The organism is Myxococcus sp. CA005, from assembly GCF_006518205.1.
GTDB classification, from domain to species: Bacteria; Myxococcota; Myxococcia; order Myxococcales; family Myxococcaceae; genus Myxococcus; species Myxococcus xanthus.
On record NZ_SRLV01000055.1, the window covers coordinates 1 to 24,369 of the forward strand.

Below are 24,369 nucleotides of genomic sequence, written 5' to 3' on the forward strand. Positions count from 1 at the left end.
GTCCTGGATTGTCCAGCAAGCGTGGAAGGTGGCGCGCGGGGGCCGCGGGACGAGGAGGCGGGCTGAGCACGTCGTTGACCGACGGCATCTTCCGGATGTCCCCGCGCGCCACCTTCCACGCTTGCTGGACAATCCAGGACAGCGAGCGGTCCTGCCTCGTCGCCTCACGCTGGATCTCCTCCAGCATGTCCTCGGGGAAATAGAGACTCTGTTTACGATGGTCCGTCGTAGCCATCCGTCGTTACTCCTCCCGAGGGTCCTGGCGCTCGTCGCCAGTCACATCATTCACGGCGGGGAACGACTTGATGCGCTCGCGGGCGATCTTCCACGCCTGCTGCACGACCCAGGAAAGGGAGCGGTCCTGGCGGGTCGCCTCTTCCTGGATCTCCTTCAGCATCTCCTCGGGGAAGTACAGCGACTGCTTGCGCTTGTCGGTGCCTGCCATACTTGGGTCTCCGGGGCGGATTCGGGGTGACGACCTGAACACACCTGGGCCGTTATCCGACAGACTCCCAAGTGGGTCAACGGTTTCCAAGGACTCATTCCGAGGTCGCACGGTCCGTCCCCGTGCTCGTCCAGTTGCACGTAAGCTGTGCAACCATGCGCGAAAAAGGAAACGCCCCGGACTCCACGAGGAAGTCCGGGGCGCTTCGGAAAGAGGGACCGCCTAGAGAAATCTCCAGGCGGGCCCGTGGACCCAGAGGGGGAGGGGGGGGACCCCTAGGTCCAACAGCTCAAAATTCGACCGTCTCAAGAACAGCGTTCGCGGCCGCGTGTATTTCCGCTACCGCATCAACGCTGATTCGATGTTGTGGCGATCATAAGAATCAGCCCCCCTGCCTTCAACCGCACGTGCCTCTGTAACCCGCTCACCCGACACTCCATTCCACCGCGGTCCGATGCCCCGTCACGATTCCGCCACGCAGCTGCTGACGACGACGCTTCAAGAGGCGTACACCCGGCTGGGACTCGAGGGAGGTTCGGTGCTGCTCGCCGTTTCCGGCGGCGCGGACTCCACGGCCCTCCTGATGGGAACCGTGCTCGTCGCCGAGCGACTCCGGCTTCGCGTGGAGGTGGCCTCGCTGGACCATGGCCTGCGTCCCGAAGCGGCGGAGGAGGCCCGCCAGGTGTCGGTCCTGGCGGCCGCGCGGGGGCTGCCCTGCCACGTCCAGGCGCTGCGGCTGCATCCAGGGGTCGGCATCGAGGCGCGCGCGAGGGAGGCTCGCTACGCGGCGCTGGAGGCACTCCGCCTCGAGCGGGGCCTGGACGTGGTGGCCACCGCGCACACCGCCACGGACCAGGCGGAGACGCTGCTCATGCGCCTGGCACGAGGCACCGCCCTGCGCGGCGCGGTGGGCATCCACGAAGCGCGCCCCGGACTGGTGCGCCCCCTGCTGTCGTGCACGCGGGAGGAGGTGGTGGCCTTCCTGGCGGAGCAGGGTGTCGCCTATGTGACAGACCCGATGAACACCGACCCTGTCCACTTCCGGACGCGCGTTCGCCTTGGAGTGCTACCCGCCCTGTCGCGCGCCGCTGGCTTCGCGGTGGAGGGGCACCTGGCCGCCTTCGCGCGGGTGGTCGCGGAGGACGAGTCGCTGCTGGCGTCCATGGCGGACGCGGCCTTCGACCGGCTGCGCCTGGAGGATGGCGCCCTGGATGCGGTGGGCGTGCGCGCGCTGGAGCCCGCGCTGCGCCGGCGGGTGCTCGCCCGGCTGGTGGCCGGCACGGAGGCCGCGGTGGATGAGGCCACGCTGGCCCGCGTGCAGCGCGCGGTGGCCCAGGGCGGCACGGCCACGCTGGGGCGGGGCTACGTGCTGCGCGCGACCAGCGGACGGGTGCGCTGCGTGCGGCAGGTGCCGTCCACCCCACCGGCGGAACTCCGGCTGGAGCACGCGGGTTCGCGGGGCGCGCTCGCGGGGACGGGCTGGAATTTTTCCGTCGAGTTCGCACCTCCACCAGCGGGCGTGCTCGGGCTGGCGCTCGGGGACGGGACGCGCTGGCCGCTGACCGTGCGGACACGCCGCCCCGGCGATCGGGTGTGCACTGCTGGGGGACAACGCAAGCTTCAAGATGTGTTGGTTGATCTTCGAGTGCCCGCGGAAGCACGGGCCACGCGGCCGGTGGTGGCGGATGCCGAGGGGCAGGTGTTGTGGCTCCCCGGCCTCTGGTCTCCGGTGGCTCCGCGTGCGGCCGCCAGGGAGTACCTCTGGGCGGTCCCTCCCGGTTCGAGCATTCAGCGGACCGCGGCGTTATAGAGTGGCAGAGTCGCAGTTCGGGGGATGGGCGCGGCCCCCTAAATAGTTGAGGGCTTTTTGCTGTTGCTGATACGGTCCGTCGCTGGGTAGCTCGCCTGGTGTCGGCCAAGTGATGGAAAAAGCTGGGGTTCTTCCCAGCGCGGCCCTCATCCCGGCGAGTTCCGAAAGGGCAGCTGACACGTGCGTTCGACTTACAAGACCATCGGGCTCTGGGTCATCCTGATCGTCCTCTTCGTCGCCTTCTACAATTTCTTCTCCCAGGGCAACGACCAGGTCCAGGAACCGTCCTTCACCCAGTTGCTGACGAAGGTGGAGGAGAAGAAGGTCCAGGAGGTTGCCGTCAAGGGCAACACCTATTCCGGCAAGTTCACCGACACGTCGGAGAAGTTCCGCACGACGGGGCCGGCGCCGGATGCGGCCATGCTGAACCAGCTCCGCAGCAACGGCGTGGACGTGAAGTACGAGCGGGAGGAGCAGAACAGCCTCTGGCTGACCATCCTCGGTCAGTGGATGCCGGTCGTCTTCCTGTTCCTGTTCTTCATCTTCTTCATGCGCCAGCTCCAGGGTGGCAGCGGCAAGGCCATGACCTTCGGGAAGTCGAAGGCCAAGCTCCTCAGCGAGAGCCACAACAAGGTCACCTTCGCGGACGTGGCCGGCGCGGACGAGTGCAAGGAAGAGCTCGAGGAGATTGTCGCCTTCCTCAAGGACCCGAAGAAGTTCACCAAGCTGGGCGGCCGCATTCCCAAGGGCGTGCTGATGATGGGCTCGCCGGGAACGGGCAAGACGCTGCTCGCCCGCGCGGTGGCCGGCGAGGCCGGCGTGCCGTTCTTCTCCATCTCCGGCTCGGACTTCGTGGAGATGTTCGTGGGCGTCGGCGCCAGCCGCGTCCGTGACCTCTTCGAGCAGGGCAAGAAGAACGCCCCCTGTATCATCTTCATCGACGAAATCGACGCCGTGGGCCGTCACCGTGGCGCGGGCCTGGGCGGCGGACACGACGAGCGCGAGCAGACGCTCAACCAGCTCCTCGTGGAGATGGACGGCTTCGAGTCCAACGACGGCGTCATCCTGATTGCCGCCACCAACCGTCCGGACGTGTTGGATCCGGCGCTCCAGCGTCCCGGCCGCTTCGACCGGCGCATCGTGGTGCCGCGTCCCGACGTGAAGGGCCGCCTGGGCGTGCTGAAGGTGCACACCCGCCGCGTGCCGCTGGCGCCGGAAGTGGACCTGGAGGTCATCGCTCGCGGTACGCCGGGCATGACGGGCGCGGACCTGGAGAACCTCGTCAACGAGTCGGCGCTGATGGCCGCGCGGCAGAACAAGGAGCGCGTGGACCTGAGCGACTTCGAGGCCGCCAAGGACAAGGTCTTCATGGGCCCCGAGCGGCGCTCCATGATCATGACCGAGAAGGAGAAGAAGAACACCGCCGTCCACGAGGCGGGCCACGCGCTGCTGGCCAAGCTCCTCCCGGGCTGCGACCCTCTCCACAAGGTCACCATCATCCCGCGCGGCCAGGCCCTGGGCGTCACCTGGAGCCTGCCCACCGAGGACAAGGTCAACGGCTACAAGAAGCAGATGCTGGACCAGATCTCCATGGCCATGGGCGGCCGCATCGCCGAAGAGCTCATGTTCAACGAGATGAGCAGCGGCGCCGCCAACGACATCGAGCGTGCCACCGAGACGGCCCGCGCCATGGTGTGCCGCTGGGGCATGAGCGAGAAGATGGGCCCCCTGGCGTTCGGCAAGAGCGACGGTGAGGTGTTCCTGGGCCGCGACTTCAACTCGTCCAAGGACTACTCCGAGGACACCGCCCGGCAGATTGACGCCGAGGTCCGCAACATCGTCGTGGGCTGCTACGAGCGCGGCAAGAACCTGCTGACGGAGAACATCGAGGCTCTGCGCCGCGTGTCCGACGCGCTGGTGGAGTACGAGACGCTGGACGCCGAGGACGTCAACATCCTCCTCCAGGGTGGGCAGCTGACCCGTGAGCGTCCGCCCCCGCGCGTGAATGCGCCCCCGAAGGCGACGGAGAAGAAGGACAAGCGGAAGATTCTCGACGCGCTCGAGGGCCTGCCGGCGATGGAGCCGAAGAAGGCCTGAGCTTCACGCCCTTCCAGCGATTGAGCTGAAATGAAGAAGGCCCTTCCCAGCAGCGTGGGAAGGGCCTTCTGCTTTGCGGGCTCCTGGGAGTCCGCGCGCCTACGGGTAGCGCACTGGGAGGGGGGCCTCGGGCAGGGGGATGAACTCCGTCTCATCCGGGACGGCGGCGAAGCGGCCGGCCTTCCAGTCCTCCTTCGCCTGCTCCAGCCGCTCCTTCGAACTGGAGACGAAGTTCCAGAAGATGTAGCGCGGCCCGTCCATGGGCTCCCCGCCGAGCACCAGCAGCCGCGCCGCCGCGGTGGCGTGGAGGGTGACGGCGCCGCCGGGCCGGAAGACGAGCAGCTCTCCCGGCTCGAAGGCCATGCCGTCCACCTCCACGGTGCCCTGGACGAGGTACATCGCCCGCTCCTCGTGCTCGGCCGGAACCACGAAGCGCGCGCCGGCCTCCAGCGCCACGTCCGCGTAGAACATGTCCGACAGCGTCTGCACCGGCGAGCGCTGACCGTGCACGGTGCCGGTGATGACGCGCATCCGCGCGCCCTCGCCCTCGTGGCAGGGCATCTGGTCCTCGGGGTGGTGGACGAACGCTGGGGCCGTCTCCTCGTGGCGCTTGGGCAGCGCCACCCACGCCTGCATGCCAAAGAGCTTGCTGCCCGCGGCGCGTGGGCCGGGGCCGGTGCGCTCCGAGTGGACGATGCCGTTGCCCGCCGTCATCCAGTTCACCGCGCCGGGGCGGATGGGCTGCACGGTGCCCAGGCTGTCCCGGTGCATGACTTCTCCGTCGAAGAGGTAGGTGACGGTGGCCAGCCCGATGTGCGGATGGGGCCGCACATCCAGGCCGTGGCCGGGTTGGAAGCCGGCGGGGCCCATCTGGTCCAGAAAGATGAAGGGTCCCACCATCCGGCGGCGGGCCGAGGGCAGCGCGCGCCGCACCTCGAACCCGTCGCCCAGGTCGCGTGAGGGTGCGACGATGAGTGTCTCCATCGAAGGAGGAAGCTGCTCCGCGTTCAAGTCGTCCCGGCTCATGTCGTGCTCTCTTTCATTCAGCGATGTGGCCTCAGGCCAGGTCGAACAGCAGCGCTTCCACCGGCTCCGTGGCGGAGAGGACGAGCTGCGACTCGTCCGCCACCGCGGCGCCGTCCCCCGCCTTCAACTCAACGCCGTTGAGCGTGGCCTTGCCCCGCGCCAACTGCAGCCAGGCGTGGCGGCCCGGAGCGAGCGTGTACGTCGCCTGCTCGCCCGTGCCCAGCAGCGTCGCGTGAAGCACCACGTCCTGGTGCACCGTGAGGCTGCCGTCGCGGGCGTCCGGGCTGGCCACCACCCGCCAGCGGCCCTGGCGCTCGGCCTCCGGGAAGGCCTTCTGCTCGTAGCCAGGCGTCAGGCCCTTGCGGTCCGGGATGATCCAGATCTGCAGGAAGTGGAGGTTCTCATCCGCGCCGTTCATCTCGCTGTGCAGCACACCGGTGCCGGCCGTCATCCGCTGGATTTCACCGGCGCGCAGCAGGCCCTCGCCGCCCGTGCTGTCGCGGTGGGCAATGGCGCCGCTCAGCGGGTAGGTGATGATTTCCATGTCCCGGTGAGGGTGCGTACCGAAGCCCTCATGGGGCGCGACGCGGTCCTCGTTGATGACGCGCAGGGCTCGGAAGCCCATGAAGTCCGGGTCGTAGTAACCGGCGAAGGAGAAGGTGTGGTGGGAGTCCAGCCAACCGTGGTTGGCGTGACCGCGGGCTTCCGAGGGGCGAATGGCAATCATGGCGTTCCTTTCCGCGGCAGAACCTGGATGGCGGCCGCTGTTTCGAGAGTCATGATGTGCGCGAGGGCCTTTCGGGACTAGGCGTGGACAATGGGAAGCATCGTTCCGTTGATGGAACGATGTCCCGTTCAGCCGGGGATGGGCCAGTGCTCGCGCAGGCACTCCACGAAGGCCATCACCTTGGGGGAGTGGTGCCGCGTGCTTGGGTAGACGGCGTGGACGGGCGCGCCCGTGGAGCTCCAGTCCGGCAGGATGCGCTGCAAGCGCCCGGCGGCCAGCTCCGAGGTGAAGTGGAGGTTGGGGAGCAGGGCGATGCCGGAGCCCGCCCGCGCCACCGCGTAGAGCATGTCCGGCTCATTCACGACGATTCGGGCGGGCACCTTGATGTCCACCGAGCGGTTGCCGGAGTGGAGCGTCCAGACGTTGTTCTCCAGGCCCGCGCCGAAGAGGAGGCAGTCATGCTTCTCCAAATCCTTCGGAGCCTTGGGCGTCCCGCGCGCCTTGAGATAGCTGGGCGCGGCGATGACGACGCGCTCCACGATGCCCAGCCGCCGCGCCATGAGTGACGAGTCCGCCAGCCGCCCGGCGCGAATCGCCAAGTCGAAGCCTTCCGCCACCAGGTCCACGTTGCGGTCGGTACACACCATCTCGAGCTGGACCTCGGGGTACTGCTTGATGAAGGTGGACACCAGTGGCCCGATGAAGCTGAACGTCAGCGGCGTCGTCACACGCAGCAGGCCATGGGGGGCGGCCTGCATCCGCGTCACGGCCAGTTCGGCCTGCTCCGCCTCCGCGACGATGCGCGCGCAGTGCTCGTAGTACGTCCGGCCCACGTCGGTGAGGCGCAGCTTGCGCGTGGTGCGCTGGAGCAACTGCGCGCCGACCCGCGTCTCCAGCTCCGACACCTTCCGGCTCACCGTGGACTTGGGCATCCGCAGCCCACGCGCCGCGGCGGTGAAGCTGCCTGCCTGTACGACGCGTGCGAAGACGAGCAGCTCGTTGAGGTCCATCTCCCGTCCTTCCCGGAGCGTTGTTCCGTGGGTGGAACAGTTCTTCCAGTCTGGCCCATCTAATCAAGCCCGGGGGACACCGCTACCTTCCTCCTCGTCGAACACACCGCTTCACACAAAAAGGAAGGCACCTCATGGCCACCACGACCTGGAACATCGACACCACCCACTCCGCCATCCACTTCTCCGTCCGCCACATGGTCATCGCGAAGGTTCGCGGCAGCTTCCGCAAGTACAGCGGCGCCATTTCGCTGGACGAGCAGGACATCACGAAGTCCTCCGTCGCCGTCACCATCGAGACGGCCAGCATCGACTCCGGTGTCGAGCAGCGTGACACCCACCTGCGCTCGCCGGACTTCTTCGACGTGGAGAAGTTCCCCAGCATCACGTTCAAGAGCACGAAGGTGGAGAAGGCGTCCGGCAACGGGCTGAAGGTGACGGGCAACCTGACCATCCGCGACATCACCCGCGAGGTGGTGCTGGACGCCGAGCAGCTCGGCGGGGCCAAGGACCCGTGGGGCAACGTCAAGACCGCGTTCGAGGCGAAGACGTCGGTGGACCGCCGCGACTTCGGCCTGACGTGGAACCAGGCGCTGGAGGCCGGCGGCGTGCTCGTCGGTGAGAAGATTGAAATCGCCATCGAGGTCCAGGCGGTGAAGGCGCAGGCCGAGCAGGCGGCCTGAGCCACCCCCGCGGACCGCTCCGGAGGCGCCTTCACCGGGCCTCCGGTCCACCTTCTTCTCCCGGAGCCCCCATGACGACCCACAGCCAGACCGAGAAGCCCGGAGCGTTTCGCCAGGTCCTGAAGACCGGCACCCATACCCTGCATGCGGACGTGGCCCCCGCGTTGGGTGGAGAGGACTCCGCGCCCGGTCCACACGACTACTTCGACGCCGCGCTGGCGGCATGCAAGGCCCTGACGGCCACGTGGTACGCGAAGCGTCACGGCCTGGCCCTGGAGCGTGTGGAGACGCACGTCGAACGGGATGATTCGCGGGAGCGGCAGGGCACCTACACGCTGAAGGTGAAGCTGGCGTTCCACGGGGCGCTGTCGCCGGCGGACAAGCAGCGGCTGTACAACGCCGTCGCGCAGTGCCCCATCCACAAGCTGATGACGACGTCCACGGTGGACATCGTGACCGAGCCGCTCGAAGCCTGAGCCCCCGGCGCACTCGGGAGCGGTAGGGTAGGGAAGCGCGTCCCGTCCTGGTGGCGGTACGCGGCCCCCTCCCTGGAGCCTCCCGATGATTCGCGCTCGTCCCCTGACTTCAGAGCACCCGGAAGACCTCATCCTGGCCTTCCGGCGGATGGGGCTGACGGAGTCCACGCAACGGGCCCTGCTGGAGACGCTGCCATTCACTCGGCTCCTCCTCACCGGGTTGAGTCCCCAGGACGAGGCCTTCCTCCAGACGCTGTCTGAGGCGTTCCCCGAGTGGCTTCCCGGGGACGTCCATTCCCGTTCGGGGACGGGGCTGCTGACGGGGCGCGCAGCGCAGTTCCAGCGGCTGGTGACGGCTGCTCGCACCGACGCCCGGGGCTTGTCCGCGTTGGCATCGGCGGTGGCGTCCGCGCTGGCCGCGGGCGTGGCGCCGGCGGCGTTGACGCTGGGCGCCCGGCGCTTCGAGTGGGGCTCCCGCACCTACGTCATGGGCGTGGTGAACGTGACGCCGGACAGCTTCTCGGATGGCGGGCGCCATGCCGGGACGGACGCCGCCATCGCCCACGGGTTGGCCTTGGCCGAATCGGGGGCGGACCTGCTCGACGTGGGCGGCGAGTCCACCCGGCCCGGCTCTCTGCCGGTCAGTGCCGACGAGGAGCTGGCGCGGGTGATTCCCGTCATCGAGGGCCTCCGGGCCCGGACCGATGTGCCTCTTTCCGTGGACACCACCAAGGCCGCGGTGGCGCGCGAGGCGTTGAAGGCCGGTGCGCACCTCATCAATGACATCACCGGCTTCAGCTCTGATGCCGGCCTGTCCCGCGTGGTGGCCGAGGCCGGCGCCGCCTGCTGCCTGATGCACATCCAGGGCACCCCGGCCACGATGCAGCAGGCGCCGCGCTACGACGACGTCGTCGAGGACGTGCTGGCTTTCCTGGAGGCCGCTATCCTCCGGGCCGAGTCGGCGGGCATCCCCCGGGGGCGCATCCTCCTGGACCCGGGCATCGGCTTCGGGAAGACCTTCGAGCACAACCTCTTCCTGCTGCGCCGCCTCCCGGAGCTGCGCGTGCTGGGGCTACCGTTGCTGGTGGGTACGAGCCGCAAGGGCTTCCTCGGCCGGTTGGCGGGCGGCAAGCCTGCCTCCGAACGGCTGGCGGCGACGTTGGGCTCGGTGGCCTCCATGGCGGCGCTGGGCGGGGCCGACGTGGCCCGCGTCCATGACGTGACCGAGGCCCGGGACGCGCTGGCCGTCGCGGACGCCATCCGGCGGTGCGAAGACGGAGGAACGTTCTACGCCCGGTAACAAGGTGTGGCCTACAGCCCCCAAGCTGTGGCCGGTACCTTCACCTTCCGCTGGCCGCCCCCCGAGCCGCCGTGTATGGACGGCGGCGATTCGGTTGGTACTGATTTCGCAACCTCTTTTAGTCTGCGTCGGCCCGCATGCCTGGGTGGTTGCCCAGGGAGCAGTGGGTTCCTAACTTCGAGCCCGCGTGGTGGGCGGGGTATAAGCCCCGACGTCGAGAGGCCGGCGCAGGCCCGGCGTGGGAAAGGCGGAGCGGCACACATGGCGTACAGGATGAACATGCCTCCGAAGGAGGCGCAGGCTTCGCAGAAGCTGTTCGGCACGGATGGTGTTCGCGGGAAGGCGAACGTCTATCCCATGACTGCCGAGGTCGCGATGCAGCTCGGGCGGGCGCTCGCGTTCCTCATCCGCAACGGCCCGCACCGCCACCGCGTCATCGTTGGCAAGGACACGCGGCTGTCCGGCTACATGTTGGAGCAGGCGCTGGCCTCCGGCCTCACCTCCATGGGCGTGGACGTGGAGCTCGTCGGGCCGCTGCCGACCCCGGGCATCTCCAACATCACCACCTCCATGCGGGCGGACGCGGGCGCCGTCATCTCCGCGTCCCACAACCCCTACGAGGACAACGGCATCAAGTTCTTCTGGCGCGACGGTTTCAAGCTGCCGGACGAGACGGAAGGCAAGATTGAGGAGCTGGTGTCCAGCGGCTCCATCGACTCCATCCGGCCCACGGCCACGAAGATTGGCCGGGCCTTCCGCATGGAGGACGCGCGGGGCCGCTACATCGTCTTCCTGAAGGCCACCTTCCCGCGCGAGCTGACGCTGGAGGGGATGACCATCGTCGTCGACTGCGCCAACGGCGCGGCCTACAAGACGGCGCCCGCCGTGCTGGAGGAGCTGGGCGCCAAGGTGATTGCGCTCGGCGTTTCGCCGGACGGCAAGAACATCAACCACAAGTGTGGCGCCCTCTATCCGGAGAACCTGGCCAAGACGGTGGTGAAGCACGGCGCGCACCTGGGCATCGCCCTGGACGGTGACGCCGACCGCCTCATCGTCGTGGACGAGAAGGGCAAGGTCGTCGACGGCGACGCCATCATGGCCATCTGCACGGGCGAGCTGGTGGCCCGCAAGCAACTGAAGAAGAAGATGTTGGTCTCCACGGTGATGAGCAACATCGGCCTGGAGCGCGCGGTGGCGCGCTGGGGCGTGAAGGTGGCTCGCACGCGCGTGGGTGACCGCTACGTCGTCGATGAGATGCGCCGCAATGGCTACAACCTGGGCGGCGAGCAGAGCGGCCACCTCATCTTCCTGGATCACACCACCACGGGTGACGGAACCCTGGCGGCGCTCCAGTTGCTGGCGGTGATGTGCCGGGCGGGCAAGCCCCTGAGCGAGCTGGCCTCCATCTTCGAGCCCGTGCCCCAGACGCTGGTCAACGTCGTCGTGAAGCAGAAGAAGGAGCTGGGCGAGCTCCCGACGGTGATGAAGGTCATCAAGAGCGTGGAGCAGCGGCTGGGCAACACCGGCCGGGTGCTGGTGCGCTTCTCTGGCACCGAGCCCAAGGCCCGCGTCCTCATCGAGGGCGAGGACGCCGCCCGCAACCAGGCCTACGCGAAGGAAATCGCGGACGCGCTGTCCAAGGCCCTCAGCGTCTGAGGGCCGCTGCGAACGGTGGTTGACTTCCGGACGCAGCCAGCATGAAGAAGGGCCGGCGCGCACCGGGGCCTTTCGACAATCCCATGGCCGCGCATGAGCGAGGTGCGGTCGATGGGACAGCGACTGGGTGTCAACGTGGACCATGTGGCGACGCTGCGTCAGGCGAGGCGCACCACGTATCCGGATCCGGTGACGGCCGCGGCGCTTGCGGAGCTTGCCGGCGCGCAGCAAATCACCATCCACCTGCGCGAGGACCGGCGTCACATCCAGGACCGGGATTTGCGCATCCTCCGTGAGACGGTGCAGACGCTCCTGAACCTGGAGATGGCCGCCACCGCGGAGATGGTGAAGCTCGCCTACGAGCACAAGCCGGACGTGGTGACGCTGGTGCCCGAGCGCCGCGAGGAGCTCACCACGGAGGGCGGCCTGGAGGTCGCCAACCAGCGCGAGCACATCGCGAAGATCATCAAGAACCTGAAGGACGGCGAGATTGCCGTCTCGCTCTTCATCGACCCGGACCTGGACCAGGTGCGGGCGGCGCACAAGGTGAACGCGGACCGCATCGAGCTGCACACGGGCCGCTACTGCGAGGCGCGCAACGAGAAGGAGCGGGCCCGGGAGCTGGCGCGCATCATCGACGCGGCCAAGGCGGGCACCAAGCTGGGCCTGGGCGTGGCCGCGGGCCATGGGCTCAACTACGACAACGTGCACCCCATTGCCCGCATCTCCGAGATCGACGAGCTGAACATCGGGCACGCCATCGTCGGTCGCGCGGTGCTGGTGGGCTTCGAGCGGGCGGTGCGTGAGATGCTCGAAATCATGCGCAACCCGGGGTAGGGCGCCATGGGAATCCGCGGCCTGGGCCTGGACATCTGCTCCATCTCCCGCATCCAGCGCATCCTGGACGGGCCTCGCGCGGAGCCCTTTCTGAACCGCGTCTACACCGAGGCGGAGCGGGCCCTCTGCGGCCGGCGCAGTGACGCGGCCAGTGCCTATGCCGCGCGCTTCGCCGCCAAGGAGGCCCTGGTGAAGGCGCTGGGCGCCCCGCCGGGCATCCGCTGGAAGGACATGGAGGTCCGGCGGCAGGGCGGAGCGCCTTATTTCGCACTGTCCGGCGTGGCCCTGGAGGTCATGGAGGCGCGAGGGCTGGAGGCCTTCCTCGCGCTGACCCACGATGCGGACGTCGCCGCCGCCACGGTGGTGCTCCAATCGAAGGGGGATTGAAGCCATGTTGCGCGTCCTCACCGCCGCCCAGATGCGTCAGGCCGAGCAGGCCGCCGAAGCCCGCCACGGCATGCCCTCCGCGTTGCTGATGGAGAATGCCGGGCGGGGGCTCGCGGAGGTGGCTCGGGGGCTCATCGGCTCGGGTGGGCGCTTCGTGGTGGTGTGTGGACCGGGCAACAATGGAGGGGACGGGCTGGTGGCCGCGCGCTTCCTCCGGGAGGGCGGCGCCTGCGTGTCGGTGGTGATGGTGGGCGACGCCGCGAAGCTGACGCCCGAGGCGCGCCGGAACGTGGAGGCGGTGAAGGGCTTCGGTGTGACGCCGCGCACGCTGGAGGCCGTGGAGCCGGCCAGGCGCGGTGACGTGGTGGTGGACGCGCTCTTTGGCACGGGCTTGAGTCGTGCGCCCGCGGGGGCCTTCGCGGACGCCGTGTCGGCGATTCGCGGCTGGCGGGCAGCAGGGGCCAAGGTCGTGGCGGCGGATGTGCCGTCCGGGCTTCAGAGCGACACGGGAGCGCCGTTCTCGCCGTGTGTGGAGGCGGATGCCACCGTGGCGTTCGGCTTCCTCAAGCCGGGGCAGGTGCTGGAGCCGGGGGCCTCGCTGTGTGGCCGCGTGCACCGGGTGGACATCGGCATGGGGGGCGAGTCCTCGAAGGAGGTCTCCGGTCCCGAGTTCTTCGTGGTGGAGGAGTCGGACGCGCGCCGCACATTGCCAGTGCGGAAGGCGGACTCTCATAAGGGGACCTTTGGCCACGTGCTGGTGGTGGCGGGCAGCCGGGGAAAGACGGGGGCCGCGGCGCTGGTGGCGAAGGCGGCGCTGCGCTCTGGGGCGGGGCTCGTGACAGTGGCCGCTCGCGCGGATGCGCTGGACACCATCCAGGCGCATTCAGCGGAAATCATGGGCATCCCGCTGGAGGCTTCCGGGCCGTTGGGCATGGGTGACCTGGACGCGCTGGTGGCGGCGGCGGAAGGGAAGGATGCGCTCGTCATCGGGCCGGGGATTCCTCGGGGCCCGGAGACGGGGGCGCTGATTGGCGAGCTGTTGTCGCGCGTGGAGGCGCCCGCGGTGCTGGACGCGGACGCGCTCAATGCGGTGGCCACGGACTTGTCGGTGCTGCGCCGGGCGAAGGGGCCGGTGGTGATGACGCCGCACCCGGGAGAGATGGCCCGGCTGACGGGCAAGTCCACGAAGGAAGTCCAAGCACACCGGCTGGACGTGGCGCGGCAGTTCTCCGTGGGTTTGAAGGTGACGCTCGTGCTGAAGGGAGACCGGACGCTGACGAGTGACGCGGACGGGCGCGTGTACCTCAACACCACGGGCAACCCGGGCATGGCGACGGGGGGCTCGGGGGATGTCCTGTCCGGGATTTGTGGCGCGTTCCTGGCTCAGTCGCTTCCGGTTCCCTCGGCCGTCTGGACGGCGGTGTACGCGCACGGGCTCGCTGGGGACCTGGCGGCGGCGAAGCGCGGGCAACTGGGATTGGTTGCAGGGGACATCGTGGAGCAGGGGCTGTGCGAGGTGTGGCTGCGGTGGGAACGATGAGCACGGAAGCGTCGGCTGCGCGTGTGCGGACGGTACGGCTGGAGTCTCCCGAAGAGACACACCGGCTGGGGGTGCGCCTGGGGGAGTTGCTGGAGCCCGGTGACTTCGTGGGGCTGATTGGCGACCTGGGCGCGGGAAAGACGCACCTGGTGCGCGGAGTGGCGGACGGGGCGAACGTTCCTCGCTCCGAGGTGGCGAGCCCCACGTTCGCGATTGTGTATCCGTATTCGGGACGCATCCCGCTGTACCACGCGGACCTGTACCGGCTGACGGACTACGACGACCTGTACGCCACGGGCTTCCTGGACCTGGAAGGCACCGAGAGCGCGATGCTGGTGGAGTGGTTGGACAAGATTCCGCAGGCCGCGCCGCGCGACTACCTGCGCGTCACGCTGAAGCACGCGGGCGGCGAGGCACGCGTGCTGATGGCGGAGGCGTTTGGTGTACGGCCCGCGGCGTTGCTCGATGCGTGGATGGGCTGACCCGAAGGGGCAGTGCCGGACTGCCACCGGCCTGGTCACGCCTCCCAGGGTGGTTTGGGCGCGTGCTGTTCGGAAATGTCGGGGGTTTTAGCGGCGGCAAAAGTCCCGACATTTCCGAACAGGAGCTGCTCAATCTCAATCGGGACCCCGCCGCCCGCGTGGCCTGTTCACGTTTTGGCGCTGCCTCCGCGTAACCATTGTTCCTGGACCTTTAGGGGGGCGAAGGCTTGCAGTTGCCTCAGCCAGCGGTGGGCCTGGCAGGTGGGGTGCCCGGAGTGAGGCTCGCGTAAGCCGGGCACGTTGCGCCCAACGGTCGCCGCCCATTCCAGGCTCTCTCGGATGTTGTTCCGTCGCGGCAACTCATGATGCATGAGTCGCTCGCGCACCCGGTCATCGCAGGATGGATCGCGGAGCACCGCGGCCACCATGAGCTGAGGGTGGACCCAGCTCCATTCATCGAGCCGCGCCCAGAGTGCCGCCAGCGTGGCCTCGTCGGCTCCCGCTAGCACGATGCCTGCAGCCGCCATCAGCACGATGCGCCAGTTCTTCTCGTGCAGAATGGCGCGCAGCTCCGACTGGACGTCCGTGCTGGCCTCTATCGCGGCCTCCACATGGAGCAGAACCTGCCTGTTCGACATGTGGAGAAGGTCCATGATGCCGCCGGGTAGCAGGAACGGCTCGATGAATGAGGGGAAGCCGGCACGACGAGCAATCTCGGCCAGGTGTTGGCTCGTGACGGGATACGTTCGTGGCGGATTCCATTGGACGCACGTGAGGAGTGCGCCTTCCAGGTCGCAGAGGAACAACCTCGCGTCACGGAGGTCCGCGTTGCGAAGGTCCGCGTTCAGCAAGATGGTCTGTTCGAGCTGAGCACCTCGAAACCGGGCTCGGCGGAAGGAACTCCCCGTCAAGTTGGACGCCGTGAGCCGGGTGCCTTCCAGCTGAGCGTCATCCCATTGGGTACCTCGCGCGACACACGCGTGGAGGCTCGCGTGGTTCAGCCGCGCGAACCGGAGCGATGCGCCCGTGAGTGTTGCCAGGTCGAGCTGGGCGTACTCCAGCCCGCTGCCATCGAGCCTCGCCCCGTCCAGCCGCGCGCGCACCAAGTCTGCGGATGCCAGGTCCTGCCCTGACAGGTCGATGCCTCGGAGGTCTCGTGGGTTGTCACCCAGCTCGGAGGTTGCCACGAAACCGCTCAAGGCCTCGGGCCAGTTGCCCCGCAGCCCCATTTGCAGGAGCTCCGAGCGCCGCCGCTGACCGTCGGCCGTCTTCCACCGTTCGATGAGTTCGGCGCGCAACCGAGGCCTCAGGCCACGATGGGTGACGTGGCCGGCTTCACGCGGGGAAGAGGTCCGGGCCCGCGAGCTCCGGCACGCGCCAGTGGTGGAACACGAGGTTCGCGTCCACGCCGATGACGTCCTCTTCGGCCACCGGTGCCCAGTACGGACCGCCACACAGCGACTCACTGGCCACGACGAGCTGCTCCAGCTTCGTCCCTGGCGCTGGCAGCGTCGACACGTCGTCGCGCGACGGGCCCGTGGACACGAACAGCGTTCGGTTGCGCCGCGAGGCCACCATCAACTCGCCGTCGGACACGAGGAAGTTCATTGCCGAGCGGCCATCCTGTCCCACGGCATCCGTGATGGCGGCCACCAACGACATCGTCTCCGCCAGCGCGCGCGCCACGGCCTCCACGGGGACCTTCCGGTCAATCGGATGACGGGCATGCAAGCGGGTGAGGAACAGGTAGAAGCACCGCTCGCTGTCCGTGGTGCCCCTGATGTTCGTCCGCAGGCTCGGGCAGATGAGCGCTTCCACGGCAGCCCGGTGCTGCGCGAACTCCCGCAGCGTACCGTTATGCACGAACGACCAGCGGCCATGCAGGAAGGGGTGCGAGTTGCGCAGCTCCACCGCGCCCACCGAGGCCAGGCGGATGTGCGCCACCACCGTGTGGGAGGACACCCGGCTGCTCACCCGCTCGAAGTCCGGGTCGCTGTGCGCGGGTCCCACACCGTGCGCCACCACCGGCGCCTGCTCGGCGCCGTAGGCCGCGATGCCCCATCCATCCTTGTGCTCGCGCGACTGGATGAGGAGCGAGTTCTTCTCCGTCACCAGCGAGGGGTGTACGGCGGCGGGAATCGCTGAACGAAATCCAAATAGTCGGCACATGGCTAGCAACGAATATTCTTAACGTCCGGCCCTGACGGATGTCGTTCCGTCTTTATCCACTCGGAGCCGCTGTGTCTCTGCGACGCCGGTTCACGCGCAGCCTTCCATCTGCTGCCGGACAGCGATGCGTCCGGCCTTCACGACCACTCGCGCGTGCGCTACCCCTAGATGGTAGGGCAGGTGGCGGTACGAAGCACAGCTGAAGACCACCAGGTCGCCCGCGTCACCCACGGTCAGCCTTCCGTGCTGTTGCAGCCCCAAGGACATCGCCGCGCCACGGGTGGCTCCCCAATACGCCTCTGCCGCAGTAAGCCCGTTTTCCAGACACGCAAGTCCCAGCGCCAGTGCTGTGTTTTCACTCATGGCGGAACCGGGGTTGACGTTGGTGCCCAAAGCGACGTTGAGCCCCGCATCGCGGATGCGGCGTCCAGGCGCGTAGGGCCGCATGCGCAGGAACAGCGTGGAGGTGGGAACGAGCACCGCCGTGACGTTGGCGTCCGCCAGCGCCTTGAGTCCCGCGTCCGTCACCTGCTCCAGGTGGTCCGCCGTGGCGGCCCCCAGCTCCGCGGCGAGCTCGGAGGCACCACACACGGTGAGTTGGTCTGCATGCAGCCGCGGCACCATTCCCAGTGCCCGGCCCGCGCTCAAGATGCGGCGCGCCTCGTCCACGGTGAAGGCGCTGTCTTCCACGAAAACGTCACAGAAGCGCGCCAGCCCCTCGCGCGCGACGGCGGGAAGAATCTCCTCGATGCACAGCCGCACGTAGTCCTCGCGCTTGCCGCGGTACTCCTCCGGCACGGCGTGCGCGCACAGCAGTGTGGGGACCAGCTCCAGCGGCGTCAGCGTTCCGAGCCGCCGCACCGCGCGCAGCATCTTCAGCTCCGTCGCCAGGTCGAGCCCGTAGCCGCTCTTCACCTCCGCCGTTGTGACGCCCTGCTCCAACAGGCGCTTCGTGCGGGGGAGGGCGAGCCGCACCAGCTCCTCCTCGCTCGCGGCCCGCGTTGCCTGCACCGTGCTGGCGATGCCACCGCCCGCCTTGGCAATCTCCAGGTAGGTGGCGCCCTGGTTGCGCAGGTCGAACTCCGCGGAGCGCTCACCGGCGAAGACGAGGTGCGTGTGGGGGTCCACGAAGCCGGGGCCCACGAAGCCACCCTGGGCGTCCACCACCTCGGTGCCAGGGCCCACCGCGCCCGTGGGGAGACCGGCCTCGGGGCCCACGTAGGCGATGCGTCCTTCACGGACACCCACAACCGCACCTGGTCGTGGGGTGAGGGCGTCCTCCGCGCGCTCGCGGTGCGAGCCTTCCACCGTCAGCACTTCGGAGGTGTTGCGCACCAGCAGGTCCAGCACGTCCATGGCTCAACGTCCTCCGCGTGCGCCCATGATGGGCACGTTCCAGCTCACACCCTTGCCAACCTTCGCGCGGCCGAACCCGCCCGACAGCTCGAAGTCGTTCTTTCCGCCCCAGGAGACGCGCGCCGCCACCACGCCGCCGTAATACAACGCTTGCTCGTTGCGCCCGTGCGACGCCACCGTGTGCCACGACGCGAAGGGCACCAGGCCAATGGACACGTTCTTCTCCGGCTGCATCGTGAGCGCGCACGACACCTCCGCGCCGAAGATGGTGCCCGGCCCGCCGCGCGGGGTGCCCACCCCGAAATCACTGGCGCCTCGCAGCGACAACGCCGGGGCCAGGCCCAGCCGCTCCGAGCCCACGTAGTACGAGGCCCCGGCGTACAGCCCGTACCCGGGCAGCGGGATGGGCAGGAGGAACTCACCCTGAAGCCCGGTGTGCAGGTGCAGCCGCTCGGACACGGGCACGGTCAGGGCCGCGTCGAACGCCACGCCCCACTGCTGCGTGGAGAAGCTCGACTCGTTTCCCCGAAAGCTGTTTCCCGTTCCGAGGCCGCCCTGCGTCCCCGCGATGGGCGCGCTCAGCCGGGGGCCGGAGCGCATGCCGATCTGCATGACGTTGCGGTCCGGCGCCCCGGGCCCCATCCGCATCACCATGGGGCCCATCGCCGTGGGGGCGCACCCCGTCAGTCCCACGACGGCGGCGCCCCACAGTCCGACCCCTGCCGCGCACAAGCGCTTCACTGCGGCCTCCTGCTTCATCTTCAGGTGGTGATGCCGGGAATCTTCACGCCGCGCTCTTTCGCCACCTCGATGGCCTCCGGGTAGCCCGCGTCCGCGTGGCGCAACACGCCCATGCCGGGGTCGCTGGTGAGCACGCGCTCGATGCGGCGCGCGGCCTCCGGCGTTCCGTCCGCGACGATGACCTGACCGGCGTGCAGCGAGTAGCCCATGCCCACGCCGCCGCCGTGGTGGAAGGACACCCACGACGCGCCGTTCACCGCGTTCACCAGCGCGTTGAGGATGGGCCAGTCCGCCACCGCGTCCGTGCCGTCCTTCATCGCCTCCGTCTCGCGGTTGGGCGATGCCACCGAGCCGCAGTCCAGGTGGTCCCGGCCGATGACGATGGGCGCCTTCACCTCGCCCTTGCGCACCAGCTCGTTGAACGCGAGGCCCGCCTTGGCGCGCTCGCCATACCCCAGCCAGCAGATGCGCGAGGGCAGGCCCTGGAACGCCACGCGCTCCTCGGCCATGTTCAGCCAGCGCTGGAGCGAGGCCTTCTGGGGGAACAGCTCGCGCACCACGCGGTCGGTGACGCGGATGTCCTCCGGGTCACCCGAGAGCGCCACCCAGCGGAAGGGCCCCATGCCCTCGCAGAAGAGGGGACGGATGTAGGCGGGGACGAAGCCGGGGAACTCGAAGGCGTTCTCCATGCCGCCCAGCTCCGCCTGGCCGCGCAGGTTGTTGCCGTAGTCGAAGACGTGGCTGCCGGCCTTCTGGAAGTCGTTCATCGCCTGCACGTGCATCATCATCGACTCGCGCGCGCGGCGGACGTACGTCTCCGGATCCCGCTGGCGCAGCTCGGCGGCGGCCTCCAGCGACAGGTCCGTGGGGATGTAGCCGTTGAGCGGGTCATGGGCGCTCGTCTGGTCCGTGACGAGGTCCGGCTTGATGCCACGGCGGTACAGCTCGCGGAACACCGACGCCGCGTTGCCGATGACGGCGATGGAGCGGCCCACGCGCTTCTCCTGGGCGTCCTTCACCAGGGCCAGCGCCTCATCCAGGTCCTTGGCGACGACGTCCAGGTAGCGCGTCTCCACGCGGCGGCGAGCGCGCGTGGGGTCGATCTCCACGCCGAGGAACACCGCGTTGTTCATGGTGGCGGCCAGCGGCTGCGCGCCACCCATGCCACCCAGACCGCCGGAGAGGATGAGGCGGCCCGCCAGGTCGTCGGTGCCGAAGTGGAAGCGGCCGGCGGCGGCGAAGGTCTCGTAGGTGCCCTGGAGGATGCCCTGCGTGCCGATGTAGATCCACGAGCCCGCGGTCATCTGGCCGTACATCATCAGGCCCTTCTTCTCCAGCTCGTGAAAATGCTCCCAGTTGGCCCAGCGGCCCACGAGGTTGGAGTTGGCGATGAGCACGCGCGGCGCGTCCGGGTGCGTGCGGAAGATGCCCACGGGCTTGCCGGACTGGACGAGCAGGGTCTCATCGTCGCCCAGGTTCTGGAGGCTCGACACGATGCGGTCGAAGGAGGGCCAGTCGCGGGCGGCCTTGCCGGTGCCGCCGTAGACGACGAGGTCCTCGGGGCGCTCGGCGACGTCCGGGTCGAGGTTGTTCATCAACATCCGGAGCGCGGCCTCCTGGACCCAGCCCTTGCAGGACAGGGTGGAACCGTGGGGGGCGCGGATGACGCGGGACATGAACGGACTCCTAGCGTGTGGCGGACGGAAAGGCCCGGCACACTACCTGAACCGGGGTGCTTCCGGGCCACCGCGATATCCGCGTCGCGCCGCGTCGCGTCCGCCGCCTCACGAATGCAGCGTGTCGTCGTCGGAGGCGTCCATGCCCGGAGTCTGGACGGGGCTGCGTGACGCGGGCCGGTCCACGACGCCGTCCTCGCGGTCGATGCGAATGTCGTTGATGACCTCCTTCACTCCCAGCACGTCCCGGGCGAGCGCTTCCGTCGCGTGCCGTTCATCCTGGCTGCGCACCACGCCGGCCAGCAGCACCACGCCGTCCCGCACGCGGATGTCCACGTCCTCGGCGTCCACCCAGCTCTGCATCAGCCCGTCGCAGAGGTCCGCCAGGATTCGCTCACTGGAGCGCCGGTAGCCTCGCGGCGCGCGTCCCCGGGGTGGCGTCCGCACAGGGCCTTCGGACCGGTAGCGCCCACCCGAGAAGCCGCCTTGCCCCAGGTCGTGGTCGTCCGACCGTGACGGACTGGTGGAGTACCCATCCCACGGTGGCGCCATGTTCTCCACACCGGGGCCATGGCCCGCAGGCTGTGTGCCCCCGTAGCGGACATCCGTTTCGGCCATGTGGCCGGCGGCGCGCCAGGGCCGGCCCCGGTCCGTGCCGCCCGCTTCCCGTCGGCGGCGCTCGTGGACGTCTTCGGCGCCTCGGTGGCCATGGCGCCTCCCGCCGTGTTCCCGGCGCTCTGGCATCTCACGGCCGCCCCGGCGTCCTCCCTCCGTCCCCACGTCCTCCAGGACGCCGAGGTAGGGAGGCTCCAGGCGCCAGTCCTCCGCGACTTCGCGGAACGTGCCGCTGGGGCTGTAGCCGGGCCGTCTGGCGATGTGCTCCGGGTCGAAGTGCCGGGCGCGGCGGTCCAGCTCCCGGTCCAGGTTGAAGTCGCGGCCATACTCCCGGCCCTGGTCCAGGGCGCGCGCGGCGCGTCCGAAGTCCACGTCTTGTTGGTAATCGCGTGTGTCCCGGTCCCTCGCGGCGTCCCGGAAGTGCCGCTCGCTGTCGAAGGAGCGTGGAAACGCATCATCCTCGGAGGCCCAACCGCCTCGGCGGTGGTGGCCCCGGTGCGGACCGCCCCGACGTTGCTCGGCGCCGGCGTCGTCCCGCTCGAAGTCGCCCCTGCGTTCGGACCCGCGCTCGTCACCGTGCTCATCCCTGTCCGGGGCGCGGGCCCAGGTGCCCCTCGGTTGGGTGTGTTCGTCCTCCCAGCCCCTCGAGGGCCGCTGCTCCCGTTCCCTGTCTCCCCATCGCCGGTCGTCATCGCGCCTGCCGTTCATCTGGATGGCCTCCTCTCGTTGAGCGTTCGCCCAGGGCCTGTCTCCTGACGTTCTGGACCGCGAGCGCTGCTGGCAACGCAGGCAGGCCCCGTCAGAGGCTCGGCCGGGCATGGGGGCCCCGGAGTGGCCGCTGTATGCCGGGGGAGGCGCCAGTCGTTCCATGAGCATTCCCGCGCGGCCAGAGCGCGGTAGAGTCCACAGTCGCGACCGGCCAGCCAGCCAGCCGCGCGATGCCTGGAGGGAGTGCCATGGACGACGGGAGCCGGAACGCACAGGGGCCTGGCGCGCGAGCGTCGTCCGCGCTCACGAAGGCAACGCCCTGCGCCCAGCCTCCCGAGGAGGCCCGTGGCCCCTCCGTGGGGCCCATCGCGACGGTGGCGGGCGGCCTCCCCGCCGTCATCTCCGCCATGCGGCACGTCTACGGTGAAATGGACGTGGTGCGCGGGACGAAGCTGCTGCTCAAGGTGAACCAGAAGGAGGGCTTCGACTGCCCCGGCTGCGCGTGGCCCGACCCGGGACACCGCTCCATGGCGGAGTTCTGTGAGAACGGCGCCAAGGCGGTGGCGGAAGAGGCCATGTCCGCGCGGGCGACGCCGGAGTTCTTCCGTCGATGGAGCGTGGCGGACCTCGCCCTCCAGACGGACCATTGGCTGGGCAAGCAGGGCCGGCTGACGCACCCGATGGTGCTTCGCGAAGGCGCCACGCACTACGAGCCCCTGTCCTGGGACGAAGCCTTCGCGCTGGTGGCCGAGGAACTGAACGCGCTCGACACGCCAGACGCCGCGAGTTTCTACACCTCCGGGCGTACGAGCAACGAGGCGGCGTTCCTCTACCAGCTCTTCGTGCGGCAGTTCGGCACCAACAACCTGCCGGACTGCTCGAACATGTGTCACGAGTCGAGCGGCTCCGCGCTCAATGAGACGGTGGGCATCGGCAAGGGCACTGTCACGCTGGAGGACTTCGACCAGGCGGATGCCATCTTCGTCATCGGGCAGAACCCGGGGACGAACCATCCGCGCATGTTGTCGTCGCTCGAGGCCGCCGCGCGACGGGGCTGCCAGATTGTCAGCATCAACCCGCTGCCGGAGACGGGGCTCAACCGCTTCAAGCACCCGCAGGACGTGCTGCACCTCATCGGGCCCGGAACGGCGCTCAACTCCCTGTTCGTTCAGGTCCGCATCAACGGCGACGCCGCGCTGCTGCAGGGCATCGCCAAGGCGCTGTTCGAGATGGAGGACGCGAACCCTGGCTCGGTGGTGGCCAAGGGCTTCATCGACGACAAGACGCTCGGCTTCGAGGCCTACGCGGCCCACATGCGCGCGGTGAAGTGGGAGGACGTGGAGGAGGGGAGTGGGGTGCCGCGCGCGCAGGTGCTCGCGGCGGCGGAAATCCTCGCGCGCTCCGAGCGCACCATCTTCTGCTGGGCCATGGGGCTGACGCAGCACCGCAACGGCGTGGCGTGCATTCAGGAAATCGTCAACCTGACGCTGCTGCGCGGCGCTATCGGCAAGCCGGGCGCGGGCCTGTGCCCGGTGCGCGGTCACAGCAACGTGCAGGGCGACCGCACGATGGGCATCTGGGAGAAGCCGCCCGAGGCCCTGTTGACGGCGCTGTCCCGGGAGTTCGGGTTCGAGCCGCCGCGGCACCACGGCATGGACGTGGTGGACACGCTGCACGCCATGCACGACGGCCGGGTGAAGGTGTTCTTCGCGCTCGGTGGCAACTTCCTCTCCGCCACGCCGGACACGGAGTTCACCGCCGAGGCCCTGCGCCGCACGCGCCTCACCGTCCACGTGTCCACCAAGCTCAACCGCTCGCACCTGGTCCACGGACGGCGGGCGCTCATCCTGCCGTGTCTGGGCCGCACCGAGCGCGACGTGCAGGCCGGCGGGGCCCAGTTCGTCACCGTGGAGAACTCCATGGGCGTGGTGTCGTCTTCGCGGGGCTCGGTGGCGCCCGCGTCGGAGCACCTGCTCAGCGAACCCGTCATCGTCGCCCGGCTGGCGACGGCGGTGCTGGGGGCGCGCTCTCGCGTGCCCTGGCTGTCGCTGGTGGAGGACTACGACCGCATCCGTGAGCAGATTTCGCGCGTCATCCCCGGCTTCGATGACTTCAATCGCCGCGTGCGGGAGCCGGGCGGCTTCGCGCTGCCGAATGGTCCGCGTGAGGGACGCTTCACCACGAAGAGTGGCAAGGCTCACTTCACGGTGCATGCGCTACAGCCCATTGCCCTGGAGCCGGGACAGCTCCTGATGATGACGATTCGCACGCATGACCAGTTCAACACGACGGTGTACGGGCTGGATGACCGCTACCGCGGCATCCGCAATGGCCGCCGGGTGGTGTTGCTGCATCCCGCCGACATGAAGGCGCAGGGGCTGGCGGCTGACCAGCTTGTCGACCTGCGGAGCCACTTCGAAGGCGAGACGCGGCTGGCGCGTGGCTTCCGCGTGGTGCCGTACAACATCCCGCGCAGGTGCGCGGCCACCTACTTCCCCGAGGCCAACGTCCTCGTCCCCGTGAACAGCTTCGCGGAGAAGAGCCGCACGCCCACGTCGAAGTCGGTGGTCATCAGCATCACCCCGGCCGGAGAAGCGCGGGCCCTGCCCGCTGGCGCGGTGGCATGAG

General features: G+C 69.0%; 22 protein-coding genes. 11 read left to right on the top strand and 11 right to left on the bottom strand.

Annotated elements, in window-relative coordinates; translation table 11 throughout:
• Together FMQ63_RS23175 and FMQ63_RS23180 are read right to left on the bottom strand one after the other, a co-directional pair.
• A partial coding sequence (locus tag FMQ63_RS23175) for a TIGR04563 family protein (RefSeq protein ID WP_141276716.1) occupies positions 1–235 on the bottom strand: 235 nt, incomplete at its 3' end.
• A gap of 6 nt (positions 236–241) precedes the next feature.
• Positions 242–445 carry a TIGR04563 family protein gene (locus FMQ63_RS23180; RefSeq protein WP_002638649.1) on the bottom strand — a complete coding sequence of 68 codons (204 nt, stop codon included), beginning with the start codon at positions 443–445 and terminating at the stop codon, positions 242–244.
• A 454-nt stretch (positions 446–899) separates the two neighbouring features.
• On the opposite strand from FMQ63_RS23180, the gene tilS reads away from it, so the two are divergent.
• Complete coding sequence (gene tilS, locus FMQ63_RS23185; protein WP_011554361.1) at positions 900–2,255, top strand: tRNA lysidine(34) synthetase TilS; 1,356 nt, start codon at positions 900–902, stop codon at positions 2,253–2,255.
• Positions 2,256–2,435: 180 nt separating this feature from the next.
• On the top strand, positions 2,436–4,352 hold the full coding sequence (gene ftsH / locus FMQ63_RS23190) for an ATP-dependent zinc metalloprotease FtsH (RefSeq protein ID WP_011554360.1): 1,917 nt from the start codon (positions 2,436–2,438) through the stop codon (positions 4,350–4,352).
• A gap of 99 nt (positions 4,353–4,451) precedes the next feature.
• On the opposite strand, the gene FMQ63_RS23195 is transcribed toward ftsH, so the two are convergent.
• From FMQ63_RS23195 to FMQ63_RS23205, 3 genes are all read right to left on the bottom strand, one after another.
• On the bottom strand, positions 4,452–5,378 hold the full coding sequence (locus FMQ63_RS23195; protein ID WP_011554359.1) for a pirin family protein: 927 nt from the start codon (positions 5,376–5,378) through the stop codon (positions 4,452–4,454).
• A gap of 31 nt (positions 5,379–5,409) precedes the next feature.
• Positions 5,410–6,105, bottom strand: a complete 696-nt coding sequence (locus FMQ63_RS23200; RefSeq protein WP_011554358.1) for a pirin family protein — start codon at positions 6,103–6,105, stop codon at positions 5,410–5,412.
• 128 nt (positions 6,106–6,233) lie between these two features.
• Positions 6,234–7,115: a LysR family transcriptional regulator gene (locus FMQ63_RS23205; protein ID WP_011554357.1), complete on the bottom strand. Its 882-nt coding sequence runs from the start codon at positions 7,113–7,115 to the stop codon at positions 6,234–6,236.
• Positions 7,116–7,249: 134 nt separating this feature from the next.
• Between FMQ63_RS23205 and FMQ63_RS23210 the strand changes: the two genes are divergently transcribed.
• The 8 genes from FMQ63_RS23210 to tsaE all read left to right on the top strand — a co-directional run bounded on the left by FMQ63_RS23210 (position 7,250) and on the right by tsaE (position 14,476).
• Positions 7,250–7,798 carry a YceI family protein gene (locus FMQ63_RS23210; RefSeq protein ID WP_011554356.1) on the top strand — a complete coding sequence of 183 codons (549 nt, stop codon included), beginning with the start codon at positions 7,250–7,252 and terminating at the stop codon, positions 7,796–7,798.
• Between the two features lie 71 nt (positions 7,799–7,869).
• Positions 7,870–8,274 carry an OsmC family protein gene (locus FMQ63_RS23215; RefSeq protein WP_011554355.1) on the top strand — a complete coding sequence of 135 codons (405 nt, stop codon included), beginning with the start codon at positions 7,870–7,872 and terminating at the stop codon, positions 8,272–8,274.
• Positions 8,275–8,359: 85 nt separating this feature from the next.
• Positions 8,360–9,574: a dihydropteroate synthase gene (gene folP / locus FMQ63_RS23220; RefSeq protein ID WP_020478368.1), complete on the top strand. Its 1,215-nt coding sequence runs from the start codon at positions 8,360–8,362 to the stop codon at positions 9,572–9,574.
• Positions 9,575–9,835: 261 nt separating this feature from the next.
• Positions 9,836–11,230 carry a phosphoglucosamine mutase gene (glmM, locus tag FMQ63_RS23225; protein ID WP_043611988.1) on the top strand — a complete coding sequence of 465 codons (1,395 nt, stop codon included), beginning with the start codon at positions 9,836–9,838 and terminating at the stop codon, positions 11,228–11,230.
• Between the two features lie 111 nt (positions 11,231–11,341).
• On the top strand, positions 11,342–12,067 hold the full coding sequence (locus FMQ63_RS23230) for a pyridoxine 5'-phosphate synthase (protein ID WP_026113891.1): 726 nt from the start codon (positions 11,342–11,344) through the stop codon (positions 12,065–12,067).
• Between the two features lie 6 nt (positions 12,068–12,073).
• Positions 12,074–12,454, top strand: coding sequence for a holo-ACP synthase (gene acpS / locus FMQ63_RS23235; protein ID WP_011554351.1), 381 nt, complete (start codon positions 12,074–12,076; stop codon positions 12,452–12,454).
• Between the two features lie 4 nt (positions 12,455–12,458).
• Positions 12,459–13,994: a bifunctional ADP-dependent NAD(P)H-hydrate dehydratase/NAD(P)H-hydrate epimerase gene (locus FMQ63_RS23240; protein ID WP_011554350.1), complete on the top strand. Its 1,536-nt coding sequence runs from the start codon at positions 12,459–12,461 to the stop codon at positions 13,992–13,994.
• Positions 13,991–14,476: a tRNA (adenosine(37)-N6)-threonylcarbamoyltransferase complex ATPase subunit type 1 TsaE gene (tsaE, locus tag FMQ63_RS23245; protein ID WP_020478370.1), complete on the top strand. Its 486-nt coding sequence runs from the start codon at positions 13,991–13,993 to the stop codon at positions 14,474–14,476. Before FMQ63_RS23240 ends, tsaE begins: the two co-directional genes overlap by 4 nt.
• Positions 14,477–14,643: 167 nt before the next feature.
• On the opposite strand, the gene FMQ63_RS23250 is transcribed toward tsaE, so the two are convergent.
• From FMQ63_RS23250 to FMQ63_RS23275, 6 genes are all read right to left on the bottom strand, one after another.
• A complete protein-coding gene (locus FMQ63_RS23250; protein WP_011554348.1) occupies positions 14,644–15,774 on the bottom strand; it encodes a pentapeptide repeat-containing protein in 1,131 nt (376 codons plus the stop codon).
• Between the two features lie 37 nt (positions 15,775–15,811).
• Entirely contained in the window at positions 15,812–16,645 is an 834-nt protein-coding gene (locus tag FMQ63_RS23255) for a class II glutamine amidotransferase (protein ID WP_011554347.1), read from the bottom strand.
• 90 nt (positions 16,646–16,735) lie between these two features.
• The gene (gene hutI, locus FMQ63_RS23260) at positions 16,736–18,001 is read right to left on the bottom strand and encodes an imidazolonepropionase (protein WP_011554346.1); all 1,266 of its coding nucleotides are present in this window, start codon (positions 17,999–18,001) and stop codon (positions 16,736–16,738) included.
• 3 nt (positions 18,002–18,004) lie between these two features.
• Positions 18,005–18,760, bottom strand: a complete 756-nt coding sequence (locus FMQ63_RS23265; RefSeq protein WP_011554345.1) for a hypothetical protein — start codon at positions 18,758–18,760, stop codon at positions 18,005–18,007.
• Positions 18,761–18,762: 2 nt separating this feature from the next.
• On the bottom strand, positions 18,763–20,418 hold the full coding sequence (gene hutU, locus FMQ63_RS23270) for a urocanate hydratase (protein WP_011554344.1): 1,656 nt from the start codon (positions 20,416–20,418) through the stop codon (positions 18,763–18,765).
• 108 nt (positions 20,419–20,526) lie between these two features.
• The gene (locus FMQ63_RS23275) at positions 20,527–21,741 is read right to left on the bottom strand and encodes a BON domain-containing protein (RefSeq protein ID WP_020478662.1); all 1,215 of its coding nucleotides are present in this window, start codon (positions 21,739–21,741) and stop codon (positions 20,527–20,529) included.
• A gap of 248 nt (positions 21,742–21,989) precedes the next feature.
• On the opposite strand from FMQ63_RS23275, the gene FMQ63_RS23280 reads away from it, so the two are divergent.
• Positions 21,990–24,368 (top strand): FdhF/YdeP family oxidoreductase, encoded by a 2,379-nt coding sequence (locus FMQ63_RS23280; protein ID WP_011554342.1) that lies wholly within the window; start codon positions 21,990–21,992, stop codon positions 24,366–24,368.
• Position 24,369 lies beyond the last annotated feature (1 nt).

Coding starts and splice junctions, on each gene's coding strand:
- FMQ63_RS23180 (WP_002638649.1), bottom strand. CDS start 445: ATGGCAGGCACCGACAAGCGCAAGCAGTCGCTGTACTTCCCCGAGGAG.
- tilS (WP_011554361.1), top strand. CDS start 900: ATGCCCCGTCACGATTCCGCCACGCAGCTGCTGACGACGACGCTTCAA.
- FMQ63_RS23195 (WP_011554359.1), bottom strand. CDS start 5,378: ATGAGCCGGGACGACTTGAACGCGGAGCAGCTTCCTCCTTCGATGGAG.
- FMQ63_RS23200 (WP_011554358.1), bottom strand. CDS start 6,105: ATGATTGCCATTCGCCCCTCGGAAGCCCGCGGTCACGCCAACCACGGT.
- FMQ63_RS23205 (WP_011554357.1), bottom strand. CDS start 7,115: ATGGACCTCAACGAGCTGCTCGTCTTCGCACGCGTCGTACAGGCAGGC.
- FMQ63_RS23210 (WP_011554356.1), top strand. CDS start 7,250: ATGGCCACCACGACCTGGAACATCGACACCACCCACTCCGCCATCCAC.
- FMQ63_RS23215 (WP_011554355.1), top strand. CDS start 7,870: ATGACGACCCACAGCCAGACCGAGAAGCCCGGAGCGTTTCGCCAGGTC.
- folP (WP_020478368.1), top strand. CDS start 8,360: ATGATTCGCGCTCGTCCCCTGACTTCAGAGCACCCGGAAGACCTCATC.
- glmM (WP_043611988.1), top strand. CDS start 9,836: ATGGCGTACAGGATGAACATGCCTCCGAAGGAGGCGCAGGCTTCGCAG.
- FMQ63_RS23230 (WP_026113891.1), top strand. CDS start 11,342: ATGGGACAGCGACTGGGTGTCAACGTGGACCATGTGGCGACGCTGCGT.
- acpS (WP_011554351.1), top strand. CDS start 12,074: ATGGGAATCCGCGGCCTGGGCCTGGACATCTGCTCCATCTCCCGCATC.
- FMQ63_RS23240 (WP_011554350.1), top strand. CDS start 12,459: ATGTTGCGCGTCCTCACCGCCGCCCAGATGCGTCAGGCCGAGCAGGCC.
- tsaE (WP_020478370.1), top strand. CDS start 13,991: ATGAGCACGGAAGCGTCGGCTGCGCGTGTGCGGACGGTACGGCTGGAG.
- FMQ63_RS23255 (WP_011554347.1), bottom strand. CDS start 16,645: ATGTGCCGACTATTTGGATTTCGTTCAGCGATTCCCGCCGCCGTACAC.
- hutI (WP_011554346.1), bottom strand. CDS start 18,001: ATGGACGTGCTGGACCTGCTGGTGCGCAACACCTCCGAAGTGCTGACG.
- FMQ63_RS23265 (WP_011554345.1), bottom strand. CDS start 18,760: ATGAAGCAGGAGGCCGCAGTGAAGCGCTTGTGCGCGGCAGGGGTCGGA.
- hutU (WP_011554344.1), bottom strand. CDS start 20,418: ATGTCCCGCGTCATCCGCGCCCCCCACGGTTCCACCCTGTCCTGCAAG.
- FMQ63_RS23275 (WP_020478662.1), bottom strand. CDS start 21,741: ATGAACGGCAGGCGCGATGACGACCGGCGATGGGGAGACAGGGAACGG.
- FMQ63_RS23280 (WP_011554342.1), top strand. CDS start 21,990: ATGGACGACGGGAGCCGGAACGCACAGGGGCCTGGCGCGCGAGCGTCG.